The organism is Streptomyces sp. NPDC048417, assembly GCF_040651615.1.
In the GTDB taxonomy this organism is placed as follows: domain Bacteria; phylum Actinomycetota; class Actinomycetes; order Streptomycetales; family Streptomycetaceae; genus Streptomyces.
Genome location: NZ_JBEZKI010000047.1, coordinates 22351 through 37902 on the forward strand (window position 1 = coordinate 22351; position 15552 = coordinate 37902).

11 protein-coding genes are annotated in these 15552 nt (G+C 72.5%); 3 read left to right on the forward strand and 8 right to left on the reverse strand.

Annotated features, from left to right (window positions below):
- Window positions 1-39: 39 nt before the first annotated feature.
- A complete protein-coding gene (locus AB0D59_RS46440) occupies window positions 40-213 on the forward strand; it encodes a hypothetical protein (RefSeq protein ID WP_362577873.1) in 174 nt (57 codons plus the stop codon).
- Window positions 214-359: 146 nt separating this feature from the next.
- Here AB0D59_RS46440 and AB0D59_RS46445 read toward each other — a convergent pair whose 3' ends face one another.
- Window positions 360-635 carry a hypothetical protein gene (locus AB0D59_RS46445; protein WP_362577875.1) on the reverse strand — a complete coding sequence of 92 codons (276 nt, stop codon included), beginning with the start codon at window positions 633-635 and terminating at the stop codon, window positions 360-362.
- A 616-nt stretch (window positions 636-1251) separates the two neighbouring features.
- On the opposite strand from AB0D59_RS46445, the gene AB0D59_RS46450 reads away from it, so the two are divergent.
- On the forward strand, window positions 1252-2268 hold the full coding sequence (locus AB0D59_RS46450; RefSeq protein ID WP_362577877.1) for a hypothetical protein: 1017 nt from the start codon (window positions 1252-1254) through the stop codon (window positions 2266-2268).
- 326 nt (window positions 2269-2594) lie between these two features.
- The gene (locus AB0D59_RS46455) at window positions 2595-2789 is read left to right on the forward strand and encodes a hypothetical protein (protein ID WP_362577879.1); all 195 of its coding nucleotides are present in this window, start codon (window positions 2595-2597) and stop codon (window positions 2787-2789) included.
- Between the two features lie 573 nt (window positions 2790-3362).
- Here the strand turns inward: AB0D59_RS46455 and AB0D59_RS46460 are convergent.
- From AB0D59_RS46460 to AB0D59_RS46490, 7 genes are all read right to left on the reverse strand, one after another.
- On the reverse strand, window positions 3363-7319 hold the full coding sequence (locus tag AB0D59_RS46460) for an amino acid adenylation domain-containing protein (protein WP_362577881.1): 3957 nt from the start codon (window positions 7317-7319) through the stop codon (window positions 3363-3365).
- Window positions 7316-8362: a TauD/TfdA family dioxygenase gene (locus tag AB0D59_RS46465; protein WP_362577883.1), complete on the reverse strand. Its 1047-nt coding sequence runs from the start codon at window positions 8360-8362 to the stop codon at window positions 7316-7318. The genes AB0D59_RS46460 and AB0D59_RS46465 overlap by 4 nt, the downstream gene beginning before the upstream one ends.
- A 67-nt stretch (window positions 8363-8429) precedes the next feature.
- Complete coding sequence (locus AB0D59_RS46470) at window positions 8430-9779, reverse strand: MFS transporter (RefSeq protein ID WP_362577885.1); 1350 nt, start codon at window positions 9777-9779, stop codon at window positions 8430-8432.
- 40 nt (window positions 9780-9819) lie between these two features.
- On the reverse strand, window positions 9820-11577 hold the full coding sequence (locus AB0D59_RS46475; RefSeq protein WP_362577887.1) for a non-ribosomal peptide synthetase: 1758 nt from the start codon (window positions 11575-11577) through the stop codon (window positions 9820-9822).
- Window positions 11574-12788: an ATP-grasp domain-containing protein gene (locus AB0D59_RS46480; protein ID WP_362577889.1), complete on the reverse strand. Its 1215-nt coding sequence runs from the start codon at window positions 12786-12788 to the stop codon at window positions 11574-11576. Before AB0D59_RS46480 ends, AB0D59_RS46475 begins: the two co-directional genes overlap by 4 nt.
- Entirely contained in the window at window positions 12785-14515 is a 1731-nt protein-coding gene (locus AB0D59_RS46485) for a condensation domain-containing protein (RefSeq protein ID WP_362577891.1), read from the reverse strand. The genes AB0D59_RS46480 and AB0D59_RS46485 overlap by 4 nt, the downstream gene beginning before the upstream one ends.
- A complete protein-coding gene (locus AB0D59_RS46490; protein WP_362577893.1) occupies window positions 14502-15449 on the reverse strand; it encodes a TauD/TfdA family dioxygenase in 948 nt (315 codons plus the stop codon). Before AB0D59_RS46490 ends, AB0D59_RS46485 begins: the two co-directional genes overlap by 14 nt.
- Window positions 15450-15552: the final 103 nt, after the last annotated feature.

Consider the following 15552-nt stretch of genomic DNA (forward strand, 5'->3'; position numbering starts at 1 on the left):
GGGAGCTTCCGGTGTTGCCCCGCCCCGGAGGACCTCTCCGTGTCCCCGCTGGCCCAACTCGTCGTCCTCCTGCTCGTTCTGGTCGGCACGCTCCTCTTCGCCGGCCTCGTCTACCTAGTACACCGCTACCCGGTCCTGCGCGATCCGCTGCTGGTGGGCCTGACCGGCGTAGCGGGACTGGCCGCACTCATCACACTGATCGCCGCACGGTGACGTACGGACGGCGCAGTGTTCGGCGTGCGCTACACGAGCCGATGAGCTCCGCGCCCCGCGTCACGGAGCCGGTCACGCCGCGCCTGCGCCACCACCGCCCGCCGCCCGGCCGGGTTTTGGCCCGGCTGGCCTGCGCGGCGGTGTTCTCACCGATGACGGTGCCGAAGGCCGCCCGTACTTGGGCGGCCCCCCGGCGCACCGCCTCGGGGAGCGTCGCGTCGGGCATCGAGTGCCTCCAGTTTGGACTTGGTGTCGCGCCGGCTGTCGCGGCGCATGGCGTCGGTCTCGTGCGGCATGATCGGGGCGATGGCCAGGCTGGGCATCTGCATCCGGATCGGTGTGTGCCACTGGTCGAGGACATCGAGCCGTTCCGGGTCCTGGGTCATCGCCCGCAGTGCCTCGATGCCGCGCGCATCGCCCACCCGGCACAGCGTCTCCGCTGCAAGGACACGCTGCTCCCCCGCGACGCGCCGCCCGCTCGACGCGACCGCCGCCAGCGTGGCCCGGGCGGCCTGGGCCGCCTCGACGTCCTGCGGATCGCGCCCGGCGCCCCGAACGGACGTCCGCTGCGGGCCGCGTGGCGATCGCCGGGTCCTCGGCGGGACCCCTACCCCTTCTCCGGCAGGTGAGTTGCAGGGTAGAGCCCGGCTCCTTGCAAGGCGCCCGGCGCGCGGAAATCCCCCGTTCAGAGTCGATGATCAGGCATGTCGTGGCGGGTCCTCGTCGACGGCTGTGGTCATTCACTGTGAGGCGGCTACCTCCTGGCCACCGAACACCTCGCCAAGAGACTCGACTCGCCTGAACACACAGCCGCGCTCGACCGCGTCGTCGACGGCATCATCCAAGCAACCATCAACACACCCGAATCCGGCAGAACCGAAACACAACAGACGCCAGAGAGACAGGGAAACACACCCGCCCAGAAGTAGCCTCCGGAACCCGGGATTGTCCGGAACACTGCGGAGATGTCTCAGTGTTGGGTGGTTCTGCGGGCATAACCTAGAGGTCTGGCGGGTCGGACGCTGGGCTCCTGGCGCCGTGGCGCACCATCGGATTGGGCGAGTGGGGGCGATTGACTTGGGCGACGACGACAGGCGACAGAGCTCTGCGGGCAACAACGGCATCGTGATCAACGGTGGCGCCGCCCAGGTGAACATCTCCGCTGTAGGAGCGGGCTCCCAAGTCCACCAGTTCGTCCAACCAGCCAACTCATTCCGGTCGGATACCCACGGCCTGCTGGAAGTGATCGTGCGCCTTCAGCAGATGATGGAGATGCAAGGCTGGCGACTCGCCGAACCCGAGCTGGTCGCCGAGATGCTCCACCGCATGCACGTGGAGATTGAGCAGCCAGACCCGTCGCCGGAATTCCTGCGATCCGTCATCGCACGCCTGTACGTGCTGATCCAAGACGTGCCACCGCTGGTCATGGCGGTGCAAGAGCTTGAGCGCACGCTCCGGGACATGTCCGAGTACGCAGCTGCCGGAACCGACCGTTCGCAGGCGCCCGCAGTCAGGTCATCCGAGCCGGAGCCGGCTTCGGTACCGGTCACGATCTACCTGTCCGACGAGGCTCCGCACGCCGGCGTCCAGGCCGCCGTCGAAGCCCTCCTCGCAACCGCCGGCCTCGAGGTCCTCGACCGCGAAGACCCCGTCCTCGGATCCTGGTTCCGCCGCATGCGGGCCACCATCTCCCGCGCCGCACGGTCCCGAGCCGTCCGCGAGGGCGCCCTGACCGCCGCACACATCGCCGAGGCACGCCTGCTCCTGCCCCTGGACGCGGCGAACACCGCGACCATGATGCAGAACGTCGGACCGCTCCTCACCGCCCTGCAACCGACCAAAGACGCGGTCGTACGCATCGGCGCCGTCCTGGTCGTCAAGGTCGACTGGCAGGTCCACGTCCTCCAGCTCACCGCAGCCCAACAGGCGACCCTGGACCACCGCCCCCAACTCGCCACCTCACCACGCGATGTCATCAGCGCCATCGGCCTGCTCAGCGCTTCAAACGGCCCCACAGCAGCGGACTCAAACGCACGGACAGCCGCCGACCGCTGATCCAAGGCCGGACCAGGGCGCGCCGCGGAGTACAGCACGTTCGATGCGACGGCCGGAGCCTTCTCCCACCTGCCACCACTGCCAAGGTCTCCACACGGGGTGTCGCACAACGGTTGCCCCCGACCCTTCGCGACCGTCTCACGCTGCTGCCACACTCGCGCCCATGACAGACGACAGCGCCAAGAGCCTCGACGGGGCCATCGGCACCCATGTCATCGCCATCACCTACGAACTGATGGACTGGTTCGACGGAGGCGCTGTCGGCGCACGTATCGGCGGGCGACCTGAAGAGGCTGAAGCTGGCCGCGGGCGAGCATCTCGCGGCGATGCTGACGACCGCCTATCTCGGCATCGTGCCGGCCGCCGTAGACATCGACGGCGGCGTGGATCTCGTCTACCGCGTGGCGGACGCGGACAGCGACGCACTGTCGTTGCTGCTCGGCCGCAACGGCGTCGAGTTCGCGGACTTCGAGGTGAAGTCCATACCCGGCGACTTCCGCAAGCACGACGCAGCGGCCTGACGGGCACTGAAGCGAGGCGAAGAGCCAGGCACTCATTGGTCGAAGGTAGTGTCAGCGAACGATGTCGTCGAGACAGCCCAGTCGATGACCGCCAAGGCCGCGAAGCAGTTGCGGGACAAGTCCTCCCCCGACAGGGCGCGAGTGGTGTTCATCGTGTCCCACTTTTTCGACCACCCCTACGTGGCATGTCTCGACCCGGTGATCGCGCACGCGTTGACTGCCCCGACACTGCCAGACGAGATCGACGCCATGTGGGTGTTCTTCGCACCATCGCACCTAGGGCCTGTCCGGCGGATCAGGTCGCAGGAGAACAACGGCACATCATCAGCGCCGGTGAGCGGGGCCTGGTGCGTCCGACTGCAAGGCGGAGGAGGGCGGCAACGCGGTGGGGGCACCCCCGGCCGAAGGCTGGGGGACGTTGACAACCGACGACAACGCCGCAGGTGGACGCGGCAGGCCCCGCGTCTGCGGCATGGTCCGCCGGACAGGCCCTGGAACGACCAGGCGGGCGTGAGGCTCCCGCGCGGACCCGGATGGGACGACCGCGGTCCGGCGGGAGCCTCACTCAGGCCACTACGCGGTGCCTTCGAGTGCCTTGTCGATGAACGGAACCAGCCGGCCGACAATCGGCGGCTTCATGACCGAGTAGTGGTCGCCGGGGAGCCAGACCTGCGTGACCCGGTCGCCGAACAGGGTCCGCCAACCGAGCGCACCGTCCGGCCCGACGACGGCCGACTCCTCGTCGGTGCGGACCAGCAGCACGTCGTAGTCGCCGAACTCCGGCCGGAAACCGAGCACGTACTCCTGGCAGGCGGCGATGTTCGACCGGTAGAGCGCGAACAGCGTCTCGAAGTGCCCGGCGCCCGCGTCCGGGGTGAGCACGTCGCGGTCCCGCATCGCCGCGGCCAGCAGGGCCTGTTGTTCCGCGACGGAGCGGCCCGCGAGGTCGGCGGCGGTCAGCGGCAGCCCGTAGTGCGCCGCGAACCGCTCGACGATCTGTCGGTCGGTCATGCCCGCGTAGTAGTCGTCGTCGGAGGTACCCTCGACCACCCCCCTGAGCGCCCGCGTGTCCGGCGCGGCGCCGTCGATGACGACCAGCGTCCCGATCCGGTGGCCGAGGCCGCGCAGCCGTTCGGCCAGAGCGTAGGCGAAGACAGCCCCGAGGCCCCAGCCGACGATCGTGCTTGGCACCGCGTCGGCCTCGGCCCGGCGGCCGATCTCGGCGGCGTACTGCTCGACCATCTCGCGGACGTGCGGCACCGGCGCCCGCCGGCCGTCCAGCCCGACCGCTTCCAGGCCGTAGACCGGGACGTCGGCCGGCATCGCACGCACCAGGTCGAGGTAGCCCATGACGCTCCCGCCGCCGGCGTGGACGCAGTAGACCGGCGGCCGGGTGCCATCGGGACGCATCGGGACGAGCACCGTCGACTGCCACTCGGCCTGGGCCCGGACCGTCCGGGCGAGCCCCTCCACGGTGCCGTTCTCGAAGAGGACCGAGATCGGCAGGCGGGCGCCGAGCTTGCGGGACACGGCCGCAAGCAGCTGGAGCGCCAGCAGCGAGTGCCCGCCCTCGGCGAAGAAGTCGTCGGTGACGCCGAACCGGTCCGAGCCCAGCATCGCCCGCCAGATCTCGAGGATGCGCAGCTCCAGCGAGTCGCGCGGGGGCACCGCGGCCGTCGCGCGGCCCGCCGTGCTGTCCATGGCCAGCAGCTGGGCCCGGTCGACCTTGCCGTTGGCGGTGCGCGGCAGCGCGGCGACGACGGCGAACGCCTTCGGGACCATGTGCTCGGGCAGCACGGTGCGCAGGTGCCCGCTCAGCTCGTCGACCGTGGGCCCGCTCGCTTCCAGCGCGACGAAGGCGGTCAGCACCCGGTCTGGGCCCGCGACCGTGACGAGGCACTCGCGCATGCCCGGGTGTCCGCGCAGCACCGCCTCGATCTCCTGCGGTTCGACCCGGTAGCCGTTGATCTTCAGCTGGTCGTCGGTACGACCCAGGTACTCCAGCTCGCCGCCGGGAAGGGCGCGGACCACGTCGCCCGTGCGGTACCAGCGGACCGGCGCACCACCCGGCGCTTCGGGCGCGCTGAGGAAGCGCTCCGCGGTCCGCTCCGGCTGGTTCAGATAGCCGTCGGCCAGTTGGGCACCGGAGAGGTACAGCTCCCCCGGCATCCAGGCCGGCACCGGCTGGCCCGCGCCGTCCCGGACCGCGGCCCGGGTGCCCGGCAGCGGGGTGCCGATCGGCACGGTCCTGGCCCGCGGGTCGAGGGGCGACGCGCCGGCCGGGAAGGTGCAGACTCCGACGGTGGTCTCGGTCGGGCCGTAGTGGTTGACGACCACGCACTCCGGCGTGATCGCCGCGACCCGCTCGACCAGGTCGATCGGGCACGCCTCACCGCCGACGACCAGCAATCGGCGCGGCAGTACCCGGGCCGGATCCTCGGCGGCGTTGAGCAACGCGGCCAGGTGCGAGGGGACGATCTTCAGGCAGTCGATCTCGTGATCGCTCATCCAGGCCGACAGCTCGGCCGGGTCGGTGGCCGCCGACCGCGGCACGACGGACAGGCGCCCGCCCGAGGACAGAGCCGAGAAGACGGCCGTGTACCCCAGGTCGGCGGCGACGGTCGTGATGACGGCGAACGACGATCCCGCCGCGCCGGGCAGCCGCTGCCCGACCTCGTGGACGTAGGTGGCCAGGGCACCGTGACTGACCGCCACGCCTTTGGGCCGGCCGGTGCTGCCGGAGGTGTAGACGACGTAGGCGAGGGCGGCCGGATCGGGATCCGGCCGGACCGCGGCGGGGGCTTCCTCGTCCGGCAGGTCCTCGATCAGATCCTCTGTCAGGAGGCAGGGTATGGCCGACTCCGCGAGCCGCCCCGCCAGCGCGGCGCTGGTGACCACGACGCCGGTCCCGGTGTCGGCGAGGGTCGCGGCGATCCGGCCCGGCGGCGTGGTGTCGTCCAGGACGGTGAACGCCGCACCGGCCCGCCAGATGCCCAGCATCGCGGCGATGGTGAGCGCGCCCCGTTCGAGCAGGACCGGCACGACCGAGCCCGGACCGGCCCCGGCGGCGGCGAGCCGGGCGGCCAGGCGGTCGGCGAACCGGTCCAGGTGCCCGTAGCTGAGCTTGGTGGCGGCGTCCTCGACCGCGGTGGCGTCCGCGTTCCGCGCGCAGTGCTCGGCGAAGCGCGCGGGCACGAGGCGCACCGCGCCGCCGGCCGGCGTCTCCGCGACGGCCCGGTCCGGCTGGTCCGCACCGTCCGGCCAGACGCGCAGCGCGCCGACGTGCGCGCCGGGGTCCGCGACCGCGTGGGCCAGCACGGTGCGCAGCACCGTCCCGAGCCCGGCCAGGTCGGCCTCGGAGAACCGGGCCGGGTCGTAGCCGAGCGCGACCCGCGCGGCGCCGGCCCCGACCTGGTCGACGAGCAGCGCGAGACCCGCGCCCGGGTGCACGCCGTGGACGGCGACCGGCGCGAACAGCAGGTCGCCGGCCGCCCGGGGGGCGCCCAGGTCAACGTGGTCGAAGGCGATCACCTCCAGGGTGTCCCGGGTCGACCACCACGCGGCGTCGAACAGCTCCGACTCGGCCGCGGCGTGTTCGAAGGCGGCGTGGCAGCGCCGCACCAGGTCGCGGAACGGCGTGTCCGCGGCGACGGCGACCTGCAGCGGCAAGAGCCTCGCCAGCGGGCCGAGCGCGCCGGCCAGCTCCGGTGCGGAGCGCCCGCCGTCCACCAGCCCGGTGAGCAGCCGGTCCGCGCCGGTGTAGCGGTGCAGCACGACCTGCCAGGCGGCGAGCAGCAGGTCGCGGAGGTCGCCCCCGGCGGCGGCGAGCCGGTCGGCGCAGTCGGGCGGGAGGACGTCCGCCAGCTCAATCGTGGCGGCGGCCGTCCTGCCATCACCGCAGTGCACCGGCAGCTCGAAGGGCAGGCGCAGCGCGGTGGTGTCGTCGTCGACCTCGCGCAGGTAGCGCGGGTGCTCGAAACGGCCGTCCCCGACCCGCTCCCGCAGCCACTCGGCGAGGTCCGCGTACTGCAACGGAGCCTCGCCGGTGTCGGTGTCGGTGTCGGTGTCGGCGTAGGCGTAGGCCCGGGCCAGCTCGTCGATCAGGACCGCCGCGCCCGCACGGTCCAGCACGGCCGCCGAGGCCCGCAGCCGCAGCACGTGCAGCTTCGGGCCGACGCGCCGCACCGCCAGCGATACCGGCGTCGACTCGATCACCGCCTCGGGGTACCAGTCCTCGGCGGCGCCTGTCGAAGCGGCGTCCGTCTCGGCGCCGGGCACCTGCTCCCGGTGCGGCCGGATCACCTGGGCCGGCGTCACGTAGCCGTCCAGGATCCGCAGCTCGGTCCGCAGGATCTCGTGATGCTCGATGACGCCGCGGGCCGCGCCGTACAACCGATCCAGGTTCAGCGGACCGCGCAGCTCGACCACCACGGTGACCGGGACCGCCCGCCCGCCCCGCGCCTTCGCCGTCCGCCACGTCAGCTCCTGCTGCGGCGAGATCGCGAACGCGTCCTCGGTGCCGGCGCTCATCGCTCACCGCCCGGCACCGACGAGGCCGGCTCGGCCATCGCCACGAGTACCTTCCGTGGTCCGGTGTACGGTTGCCGGCCGTGCGCGGTCAGCACGTTGTCAATCAGCAGCACATCGCCGTCGTTCCAGGCCTCCGCGCGGTACTCGGCCTCGAACGCCGCGTTGATCGTGGCGATCACCTCGTCCTCGATCGGCGTGCCGTCCCCGTACAGGGCGTTGCGCGGCAGATCGATCGGGTCCAGTGCCTCCAGCAGCGACCCGCGCACGTCCGCCGGCAGGCTGACCGGGTGGAAGAGGTGCGCCTGGTTGAACCAGGTCCACTCGCCGGTGACCGGGTGCCGCACGACGGCCTGCGCGACCTGCTGCGTCCGCAGCCGCTGCCCCGGCAGCCAGGTGAACTCGATCCCCGAGTCCGCGCAGAACCGCTCCGCCTCGGCCGGGTCCTCGGTCTCGAAGGCCTGCTGCCACGTCAGGTCCATGCCGCTGCCGTAGTTGCGCACGTACATCACGCCGTGCGCCGCGAAGCGGTCCCGGACGGCCTGCGGGATCCGCTCGTACACCCGGCGGCTGTCGGCCAGCGGCGTCGCACCGCCGGTCCGGGCCGCCTTGTCGCTGAGGAACCACAGCCGCATCGGCCAAGTCGTCGCGTAGGCCAGCTCGTTGTGCATCGGGATCGACTCGCTGGCCGGGTACTCGGTGGACGTGTAAACCTGCCGCATCTCGCGGGTGCGCGGCGTCGATCCGTACACATAGTTCATGGCCTCGGGCGACACGGCGAGGACGAGCCGCTCCAGGCCCTCGGCGCCGGAGATGCCGAAGCCGCGGAACAGCACCGCGCCGTGGCTGTGCAGCAGTTCCAGCAGCGGCTCGCGGCTCGCCGCCAGCCAGGCGGCCAGGTCGACGCCGGGCACGTCGGCCGTGACTGTCGCCGGAAGACGTTCCGCGGTCGGCGGCGTGACGGTGACCGCCGGACCGTCCGCCGCGGCAACGGTGCGGCGGCGGATGTCCCGGAGTGCGGGACGTTGTTGCTCGTTGACGTTCACGATTTCCCCCGTGGTAGTCAGGCAGGCAGTGGTAGTCAGTCAGGCAGTGGTAGTCAGGCAGTGTTGGTCAGGCAGTGTTGAGCGGGCGCTCGGCGGCGCCCGGAACCGGATCGGCGTTCGGATCGGTGGACGAGTCCGTGGACGGAGGCTCGGGCTCCACGTCCGAGATCGCCTGGATCTTGCGGATCGGCGAGATGAGCGTCAGGCCGGCCGGCAGTAGCAGCGCCACGCCGAGCACGGCGATCGAGGGGCGGGTGCCGATGGCCGCGCCGAGGAAACCGCCGACGAGTGCGCCCAGCGGCAGCGCGCCCCAGATGATCGTGCGGATGGCCGCGGTCGTGCGGCTCATCAGGTGCTGCGGCGTGATGGTCTGCCGGATGGTGATGACGTTGACGTCGAACAGCGGGTTGCTGGCGTTCTGGAGGAAGAAGGCCGCGCCGACGACGACCGCCGCCAGTGTGGGTGTGCCGCCGGCGAAGGCGAGCATGATGCCGCCGACGGCGCTGGTCCCGGTGGCGATGCACACGGTGGGGCCGACGCCGAACCACGCGTTGATCCGCCCCATCACGGCGATGCCGACCACGCCGCCGATGGCGCCCACGAACACGACCGTGGCGATGGCCGACGCGCTCAGGTGCAGCTCGTGCGACAGAAACACGAAGAACACCGCCAGCAGCGCCTGGAGCAGCAGGTTCCAGGTCCCGGCGATCAGGGCGATCCAGCGCAGGAACGGGGTCTTCCGGACGAACACCAGCCCGCTGAGCAGCTCCCGGCGGATGGACGCGGGTTCCGGCGACTCCTCCGGCTCGGCCCTGACCTTCCCCATCGAGTGCAGGAAGAGCGCCGAGAAGGCGAACGTCGCGGCGTTGACGGCGATGGCGTAGGGGGCCGACAGGACCCGCAGGATCAGCGCGGCGATGCCGGGGCCGGAGACCTGGGAGACCACGGCGCTGCTCTCCAGGAGGCGGTTGGCGTTGATCAGGTCGCGCGGGTCGACGACCGAGGTGAGGATGCTCTGGTAGGCGATGTCGAAGAACACGGTGGCCACCCCGACCACGAACACCACGACGCACATCAGGGCGATCGACAGGTGGTCGGTCCACGCGAGGATCGGGATCGTCACGATCGCCGCCGCGCGGGTCCAGTCCGCCGCGATCATCACGACGCGGTGGTTCCAGCGCTCCACGAAGACCCCGGCCAGCAGGCCGAAGAGCAGGTAGGGCGCCCGCTCGGCCGCGGCGAGCAAACCCACCTGCACCGTGCCGACGTTCAGGATCAGGATGGCCGCCAGCGGGAAGGCGACCATGCTCACCTGCGCGCCCATCTGCGAGACGGACTCCGCCGCCCACAGCTTGCGGAACTTCGCCTGACCGGGAGTGAACGGCCAGCGTTTCAGCCGTGACTGGACCAATGCCATGGGGTAACCCTCTTGCTCGATGGATAGGGGTGATACGCCGTTAGACGGCGGTGACGGACGAGTCGGTCGGGTCCTGGGTCAGCTGCCGGACGACGTCGCCGAAGCGCGGCGCGCGGTAGAGCTCGCGCAGCGGTGGCGCCTGCCCGAGACGGGACCGCAGCTGCCCGAGGAACTCCACGGCGGCGATCGAGTCCCCGCCGTCGTCGAAGAAGTCCGCGGACTCGTCCTCGGGCTCGCCGCCCAGCGCCGCCGCCCAGCTCTCCCGGACGGCGTCCGCGACGCTGCCGGAGGACTCCGGGTGCGACCGCACCTCGCTCAGCAGGGCCCGCAGTACCGCGGCGTCGACCTTGCCGCGGTCGGTCAGCGGGATCGCGGCGACCGGCGTGAACGACGCGGGGACCATGTAGTCGGGCAGCCGGGCCGCGAGGTGGTCGCGCAGGTCGGCGGCGCGCGGCGGGGCCGCGGCGTCGACCGCGACCACGAACGCCGCCAGCGCCCGGCCGGCGCCGAGGTCCACCGGGAGCACCGCGACCTCGACGAGGCCCGGATGCGTCAGCAGCGCGTTGCCGACCTCGCCCGGCTCCACCCGGAACCCGCCGCGGACCTTCACCTGGTCGTCCGCCCGGCCGCGGAACTCGATCAGCCCGTCGGGCCGGACCCGGCCCAGGTCGCCGGTACGGAACCAGCGGCCCTCGGCGCCGTCGGCCGTGGTGCCGAACCGCGCCGCGGTCTCGTCCGGCCGGTCCAGGTAGCCGCGCGCCGGCGCGATCCCGCTGATCAGCAGCTCGCCGATCTCCCCGTCGGGCACCGTGCGCAGGTCGGCGTCGACGGCGACGAGCCCGACCCCGCGGATGGGGCGGCCGATGGTGACCGGGCCGCCCGCGGTCAGCTCGGCGAAGCTCACCGCGACCGCGGCCTCGGTCGGCCCGTAGGTGTTGACGATCCGGAACTCCGGGTGCACGGCCGCCGCGTGCCAGGCCTCGGCCGCGTCCGGGCCGGCGGCCTCGCCACCGATGATCATCAGCCGCACCGCCGCCGGCAGCCGCACGTGCGGGACCTGCCGGAGCGCGCGGCCCAACTGGTTCCAGACGCCGGTCGGGAGGTTGACCACGGTCAGTCCCCGCTTGTCGACCAGCCGCAGGAAGTCCTCCACGTCCTCGTAGCGGAAGTCCTCGTCCCGCAGCACGAGCGTCGCGCCCGAGCCGAGCGCGGTGAACACCTCCTCGAGCGCGATGTCGAAGGCGATGGACGAGAACTGCAGCTGCCGATCGGCCGGGGCGAGCCGGTACTCGGCGATCGCGGCCTCGATGTAGTTGACGATCGCGTGCTGCTCGTTGACCACGCCCTTGGGCTCCCCGGTCGAGCCCGAGGTGTAGTTGAGGTACGCGGCCGGGGACGCGACGCTCGGCACCCGGTCCAGCAGCCGCTGTGGCGGGGAGTCCGGGGCGAGGAGGCCGTCCTGAACCACCACCGCCGCGGGCCTGGCGTCGGCCAGCAGGTGGTCCCGCCGGCTGCGCGGGTCGCGCTGGTCGAGCGGCAGGAACGCCGCGCCGAGCCGCCCGGCGGCGAGCATCGTCGCCACCAGCCGCGGCCCGACCGGCAGATCGAGGCCGACGACGTGCTCCGGCCCGACGCCGGCGGCGTGCAGCTCCGCGGCGAGCGCCGTGCTGTGCCGGAGGAGCTCGGCGTAGGTCAGCGCGCCCTCGCCGTGCTCGATCGCGCACGCGTCCGGCGTGCGCCGGACCTGCCGCTCGAACAGGTCGGACAACGAGACGTCGGACAACGAGACCTCGGTCATCGCTCGTACTCCCACTCGGTCGTCTGCTCCAGCAGCTCGTCGACGGCCGCCCTCCGCTGGTCGAGCTCGGCCAGTGAATCGGCCGCGATCCAGATGTCGTAGACGCGACCGGCCGAGCCCTGCCGCCAGTGGACCGGGGCGCCGGCCCGGGTGCGCGGGTCGGCGCCGAACACGCCGGGCACGCCGCGCACGGTCCGCGGCGACGGGAGCGCCGACACCGCCACAGCGCCGTAGGGCGGCTGCGCGTAGTAGTGCATGGCGTGGCCGGTCGGCTCGGCGAACGCGTCCGGCAGCGACTCCCCGACCGCCAGCGCCGTGGCCAGCCCCACCGGCTCGACTGTCCCGACCCGGGGCATGAGCCGGTAGAGGCCGCCGCCGAGCCGCCCGTTGACCTCGATGACGACCGGCCCGTCGGGCCCGAGCTTGAACTCGATGTGCGTGAGGCCGGCGGTGAAGTCCACCGCCGCGATCGCCGCAGCGGCGAGCTCCAGCAGGGTCCCGGTGAGCGCGCTGTGCCGGTGGACCGGGAAGACGAGGCCGGTGTCGCGGGCCGGCGGGGCGAGCGGCAGCCGCAGTGTCATGCCGATGTGCCGGACCGCGCCGCGGGCGTCGACGGCGCTCTCGACGGAGACCGAGTCCGTCAGCAACGGCCCGAACGGCGTGTCGACGCCCTCGATGTAGCGCTCGACGACGTAGGGCCGGTCCGGGGACAGCTGCGTCATCAGGTCGCGGAACTCTTCGGCGGAGTGGACGAAGGCCGTGTCCTCGCTGCCGGCGCCCTCGCGTGGCTTGACGACGGCCGGCATCGGCACCTCGGCCGGGAAGACGCCGCCCTGCAGCGGCGCCGTCGGCACGTCGCCGACGCCGCACGCGTTGAGCCGCTCGCGCTGGGCGATCTTGTCGCAGCACCATTCCGCCGCCTTCTCCGACAGGCCGGGCAGCCCGTAGTGCCGGGCGAGTCCGGAGGCGAGCCGGAGACCCCGGTCGGCGAACGTGACGACCCCGGCCGGGACCCGCCCGCCGAGCGCGCGGACGCACGCGTCGACACCGTCGGCGACGACGACCTCGCCGAGCTCCTGAAGGACCGGCACGGACGCGAGCGCGGCGTCGTCGTCCGGCTCGACGACGAACGTGCAGCCGCCGTAGGGCTCCGCGGCCTCGGCGATGGCGTTGGGCGGGGCGGATCCGATACTGAAGACGTTCACGATCATGACGTGCGTTCCCTCCCATTTCCTGGTCCTGCCGGATGCGCGAGCACCTTTCGCCGGACGGCGGTTGGCGTCGTGGGCTGCGCGGTGGGGATGACGGGGCGAGACGGGTCCGCGGCCAGCTCGCGCAGGACCGCGACGAACCGGTCGACCAGGTCCCGCATCGTCGCCGCGTCGAACAGGTCCGTGCTGTAGCGCAGTTCCCCGGAGAGGCCGGCGTGGTCGCCGCCGGGAGACCTCGACTCCACCAGGCCCAGCCACATGTCGTACCGCGAGAAGGACAGGTCGATGCGCTCCTCGGCGCAGGACAGCCCGGGCGCCCGCAGCAGCTCGCCGTCGTCGCCCAGGATCGTCAGCATCACCTGGAACAGCGGGTGCCGGGCGAGCGACCGCGGCGGGTTGAGCGCCTCGACGAGGCGGTCGAACGGGACGTCCTGGTGCCCGAGCGCCTCCAGGTCCGCCTCCCGGACCCGGTCGAGCACGGTGCGCAGGTCCGGTCGCCCGGCGCAGTCGACCCGCAGCACGAGGGTGTTGACGAAGAACCCGACGACGTCGTCCAAGGCCGCGTCGGTGCGCCCGGCCACCGGGGCGCCGACGACGATGTCGGAACCCGCGCCCAGCCGGCGGAGCAGCGCCACGAGCCCGGCGTGGACGACCATGAAGAGGCTGGTGCCGGTCGACTGGGCCAGCGCCGCCAGCGCCGCGTGCAGCTCGGCGTCCACGGTGACGGCCACGCGGTCGCCGCGGTAGGACGGTGTCGCCGGCCGGGGCCGGGCGAACGGCAGCACGAGCTCGTCGGGTGCGCCGGCGAGCGCGGACCGCCAGTAGCGGATCTGGCTGTTGCCGAGGCCGCGCGGGTCGGACTCGGCGCCGAGCAGCTCGCGCTGCCAGGCCGCGTAGTCCGCGTACTGCACGGGCGGCGGCGCGAACGCCGGCTCCCGTCCCTCGGTCCGGGCCGCGTAGGCGAGCGACAGGTCCTGGAACAACGGCCGCACCGAGCCGTCGTCGACCGCGATGTGGTGCATCACGACGAGCAGGACGTGCTCGTCGGGCCCCGTCGAGAACAGCCACGCCGCGATCGGCAGGGTCGCGGCCAGGTCGAAAACGTGCCGCGCGGCGGCGGCCAGCTCGGCCGGCAGGTCCGCTTCCGCGACCGTCTCCCGGTGCAGCGGCACCCGCACCGCGATGGGCTCCAGGACCCGTTGCCAGGGCACGCCGTCCACGTCGACGAAGACCGTACGCAGGCTCTCGTGGTGGACCACGACATCGCGGAGCGCGGTGGCGAGCGCGCCGGCATCGAGCGCGCCGCGGATCCGTACGGCGATCGGCACGTTGAACACGCCGCCCGTCGCCTCGAACTGGCTGACGGCCCAGAGCCGGTGCTGGGCGAACGACGCCGCGACCAGCCCCGGCCTGTCCCGCGGGACGAGCGCCGGGCGGGTGCTCGGCGCCGAGCCGATGGAAGCCACCAACCCGGCGACCGTCGGCGCCCGGAACAGCGCCTTGAGCGGAAGCTCCACCCCGAACCGCGCCCGGACCGCGTTCACCAGGCGGGTGGCCAGCAACGAGTTCCCGCCCTCGTCGAAGAAGTCGTCGTCGGGCTCGAGCTCGTCGGCGTCCAGCCCGAGAACGTCGGCGAACAGCCCGGCCACGACGCGGTGGCGCTCTTCGGCCGACGGATCGGTCGTCGGGTTCGTCGACGGATCGGTCGTCGGGTCAACGGTTCGCAACGCCGGCTTCCCTTCGCACGGCGTTGCGCAGCAGCCGCCGTGGGCCCTGGGGACGGTCGCCCGCGATGCTCACGCGCTCCAGCACACGGGTCTGCGGGTAGTAGTCGGAGACCGCGTAGTGCTGGGTGGACCGGTTGTCCCACAGGGCGACGGCGCCGTCGGTCCAGTGGAAGCGCACCTGGTACTCGGGGTAGTGCGCCTGGTCGCACAGGTACGCCAGCAGCTCCTCGCTCTCCGCCTCGTCCACGCCGAGAATGCGCGTGGTGTAGAAGCGGTTGACGTAGAGGATCTTCTCCCCGGTCTCCGGGTGCACCCGCACCACCGGGTGTTCGCTGACGGGGAACATGCCCCGGCCGTCGCGTTCCCGCGCTACCTCGTCGTAGCCGTCGTAGATGGTCAAGGGGTCGTGCACGGCGCGCAGGTTGGCGATGCGCTCCTTGACGTCGTCGGGCAGGCCGTCGTGGGCCGCGACCATGTCCGCCCAGAGCGTGTCGCCACCGGCCGGCGGGACGTGCAGGGCGCGCAGGATCGAGCCGAGCGAGGGCTTCTCGTCGCCCGAGCCGTCGCTGTGCCAGACGTTCTCGGCGCCGGGCTCGCCCGGCCCCGCGGCGACGCGGGTCACCTCGGGGAAGTCGCCCTTGTCCGGCATCGGCAGGAACAGCGGGTCGCCGAAGACGCGGGCCAGCTCGACGTGGTCACGGCTGGACAGATGCTGGTCGCGGAAGAAGAGCACCTTCCAGTCCCGGAAGGCCCGCCGCAGGTCGGCCCGCGCGGCCGACGAGATGGGCGCGACGAGCGGCAGCCCCGAGATCTCGGCGCCGATGGTGGGCCCGCACGGACGGATGGCGAAGTGGTCGCTCTCGGCGACGAGGTCGCGCCGAGCGAGGACCTGCGTGCGTCCGACGGGGCGCCAACCGGACCTGACCCTTTGCATGACAGAAGACCTTTCGGTGGCGGTGCAGGGTGAAGGGCCGGGCGTCGACGGCGTGCCGGTCCGCCGACGGTCCACAGTGGACGTCGTCGCGCGCCCGGTCCAC

What these genes read in the sequence shown, in the direction of transcription:
- AB0D59_RS46475 (WP_362577887.1), bottom strand. Translation starts at nt 11,577, where the DNA reads ATGACCGAGGTCTCGTTGTCCGACGTCTCGTTGTCCGACCTGTTCGAG.
- AB0D59_RS46480 (WP_362577889.1), bottom strand. Translation starts at nt 12,788, where the DNA reads ATGATCGTGAACGTCTTCAGTATCGGATCCGCCCCGCCCAACGCCATC.
- AB0D59_RS46455 (WP_362577879.1), top strand. Translation starts at nt 2,595, where the DNA reads ATGCTGACGACCGCCTATCTCGGCATCGTGCCGGCCGCCGTAGACATC.
- AB0D59_RS46470 (WP_362577885.1), bottom strand. Translation starts at nt 9,779, where the DNA reads ATGGCATTGGTCCAGTCACGGCTGAAACGCTGGCCGTTCACTCCCGGT.
- AB0D59_RS46460 (WP_362577881.1), bottom strand. Translation starts at nt 7,319, where the DNA reads ATGAGCGCCGGCACCGAGGACGCGTTCGCGATCTCGCCGCAGCAGGAG.
- AB0D59_RS46490 (WP_362577893.1), bottom strand. Translation starts at nt 15,449, where the DNA reads ATGCAAAGGGTCAGGTCCGGTTGGCGCCCCGTCGGACGCACGCAGGTC.